The 2,261-nt window shown below is 67.3% G+C and carries 2 protein-coding genes; both read left to right on the top strand.

The annotated features are described in order from the left end of the window. The first annotated feature begins 136 nt into the window (after window positions 1–136). Complete coding sequence (gene ltrA, locus VNE62_05185) at window positions 137–1,828, top strand: group II intron reverse transcriptase/maturase (protein HVE91675.1); 1,692 nt, start codon at window positions 137–139, stop codon at window positions 1,826–1,828. A gap of 149 nt (window positions 1,829–1,977) precedes the next feature. Beyond that, the coding region (locus VNE62_05180; GenBank protein HVE91674.1) for a zinc ribbon domain-containing protein at window positions 1,978–2,261 on the top strand (284 nt) is incomplete at its 3' end.

The following is a 2,261-nucleotide window of genomic DNA, read 5'->3' as shown; positions in this document are numbered from 1 at the left end:
GCGAAGGCCGCCCTGTAATGGGGCGGATAGGGCCCGCACAAGCGGGGGATACCCGGCCCGAAAGGGCGCAGACTTCCGGCAGGTCTCAGCGGAAGCCATGGACCTGGACGCCAGTGCCGGTCGGAGACGTTAGACGGTGAGAGCCGAACAGACCGACGGGCGACAGCCGATGACGTGGTCCAGCGTGGACTGGACCGCAACGGAGGCCGTCGTAGGGCGCATCCAGGACCGGATCTTCCGTGCCGCGAAGGCAGGCGACGGCGCGCGAGTGAAAAACTTGCAGAAGCTGCTCGTCCGCTCCCGGTCCGCGAAGCTGCTGGCGATCCGACAGGTGACCCAGCGGAACACGGGCAGGAACACACCCGGGATCGACGGCGTGGTGTGCCGGACGCCGGAAGACCGGGTGACGCTGCTGGAGAGCGGTTTGGACCTCACAGGATACAAGCCGAAACCGGTCCGGAGGGTCTACATCCCGAAGGCCAACGGCAAGCTGCGTCCTCTGGGCATCCCGACCGTCAAAGACCGCGTGATGCAGGCTGTCGTCAAGCTGGCGCTGGAACCCGAGTGGGAGACGCGCTTCGAGGCGAACAGCTACGGGTTCAGGCCCGGACGGTGCACGATGGACGCGATCGAGGCGGTCTTCATTGCGCTCGGCCAGAAGGGGTCGAGCCGATGGATCCTCGATGCCGACATCTCCGGCTGCTTCGACGCCATCGCCCACGGGCCATTGCTGGCGAGGCTGCCGACCTTCACGAGGATGATCGAACGCTGGCTCAAGGCCGGATCGATCGACAGGGGTGCCTGGCGCGCCAGCGAGGCCGGTACGCCGCAGGGCGGAATTCTCTCGCCCGTATTGGCGAATGTAGCCCTCGATGGGATGGAGCGCCTCTTCGGCGGCGAGGACCGCGACGGCAACCCCGTCAAGGCCGCAACGAAGAAGGGGATGGACAAGAGCGTCGTCCTGATCAGGTACGCCGATGACGTCCTCGTGACGGCGCCGTCGAAGGAGGTCCTGGAACGGCATGTGCTCCCCAGGCTCGAGGCCTTCCTGGCCGACCGGGGGCTCGTGCTGAACCACGCGAAGACCCGCATCGTCTCCATCGATGCAGGCTTCGACTTCCTCGGGTTCACGGCCCGGAAGTTCCGCGACGGGAAGCTGCTGATCCGACCGGAGAAGGCCAAGGTTCTCGCGCACCTGCGCGCGATCAAGGCCTACCTCGACGCGAACAGACAAGCCCCCGCCGGAGCGGTGGTGCGGGCCCTTGCTCCGGTGATCCGGGGCTGGACCCTGTATTACCGCCACGCCTGCTCCGCCCGCACCTTCTCCTATGCTGACCATCGGGTCTGGCAGATGCTGTGGGCGTGGGCCAGGCGGCGACACCCGACGAAGAGCAAAGGATGGGTCAAGGCCCGCTACTTCAGGCCGACCCGATCACGGGTGTGGAACTTCGCAGACGCAGCGGTGCCGGGGGCGGCCATGCTGCCCTGGTACAGCGACACCAAGATCGTCCGCCACATCAAGGTCAGGGGACGCAGCAGTCCCCTGGACCCCGACGCACGACCGTACTGGGACGAGCGGCGGCAGCGGAGATTGGAGGCTCGCTCCCTCTCCAGACGGCGGCAGGACCTCCTCCGAACCCAGGGCTATGCTTGCGCCGCGTGCGGCGTCCCGTTCGACCCGGACGAGGACATCGGCCTGATGGACGAGCACCACGCCAAGCCGCGCCACCAGGGCGGCGGGAACGAGACGGGAAACCTGCGCCTCCTGCACCGGTGGTGCCATCACCGGCATCACCAGCGGGTGGGATATGAAGCGGCAGAGGCTTGAGCCGGATGCGGAGCAATCAGCACGTCCGGTTCTGAGGGGGGCGCTCGACAGCAATGTCGTAGCGCCTACCCGACTACGCCTACGGGCGCACCGGCGATCGCACCAGCATGGTTGAGGGGCGGCTCGCGCCGGAGGCGTGGGACATCGTGGTGCCTGACATCTACCCAGCCTATCTGAGCTTTGACGCCTATCGGGCCAACTGCCGACAGCTCGCCGACAATCGCTACAACTTCGCGCAGAAACGCCGCGGTGCGCCGCGCGACGGATCAGCCTTCCTGGCCGGACTGATCCGTTGCGGCCGTTGTGGCCGGCAGATGGGGGTCGGCTATGGACACGGCGCGCCGCGCTATCACTGCCGCGGCGCTCAGAACGCCTATGGCGAGCCACAATGCCAGTCGGTGGCGGTGCGCGACGTCGACCAGGCCGTCAGCGG

The sequence above is a fragment of the Actinomycetota bacterium genome, assembly GCA_035536535.1.
Lineage (GTDB): Bacteria > Actinomycetota > JAICYB01 > JAICYB01 > JAICYB01 > DATLNZ01.
The sequence above is the reverse complement of the archived record's forward strand: the minus strand, read 5'-3'. Positions and strand labels throughout refer to the sequence as shown.